The following is a 605-nucleotide window of genomic DNA, read 5'->3' as shown; positions in this document are numbered from 1 at the left end:
TTCTCTGACCGTGCTGCGCCAGCTCGAATTCCCGATGGCCGTCCCGTACATTCTTGCGGGCCTTCGCACTTCGCTCGTTCTGGCGGTCGGCACGGCAACGCTGTGCTTCCTGGTCAGTGCCGGCGGTCTGGGCATTCTGATCGATACCGGATACAAGCTCCGCGACAACGTCACCCTCGTGGTCGGTGCCGTACTGGCGGTGTCGCTGGCCCTACTGATCGACTGGCTCGGCGCGCTCGCCGAAACTTATCTCGGGCCCAAGGGATTACGATGACCAAGACTTCGATCACCAGAACGCGGGGCTGGAAACTCGCCGTTGCCACGCTCGGCCTCACACTTGTCGCTTCCTGTGGCTTGGAATCCGGTGGCGCACTGCCTCTGGCGGTCGGCCCCGGCAGCATCGAGCCCGTTCCCGAGCTCGAGGGCGTGAAGATGACCGTCGGCTCCAAGGACTTCACCGAGCAGATCGTGCTCGGATACATCATCGAATTCGCGATGTCCGCTGCAGGCGCGGATGTTCGCGATCTCACGAACATCCAGGGCTCCAACAGCACCCGAGACGCACAGTTGAACGGGCAGATCGATCTTGCGTACGAATACACCGG

The 605-nt window shown here is 62.3% G+C and carries 2 protein-coding genes; both read left to right on the top strand.

What is annotated here, in order from left to right; translation table 11 throughout:
- On the top strand, positions 1-274 hold a 274-nt coding region (locus EAH77_RS25055; RefSeq protein WP_140476157.1), incomplete at its 5' end, for an ABC transporter permease subunit.
- On the top strand, positions 271-605 hold a 335-nt coding region (locus EAH77_RS25050; RefSeq protein ID WP_277752587.1), incomplete at its 3' end, for a glycine betaine ABC transporter substrate-binding protein. The genes EAH77_RS25055 and EAH77_RS25050, both read left to right, overlap by 4 nt.

It is taken from the genome of Ewingella americana (assembly GCF_006438725.1).
In the GTDB taxonomy this organism is placed as follows: Bacteria; Pseudomonadota; Gammaproteobacteria; order Enterobacterales; family Enterobacteriaceae; genus Ewingella; species Ewingella americana_A.
Note: the sequence above shows the minus strand (reverse complement) of the source record. Positions and strands in the feature narration are given on the sequence as shown.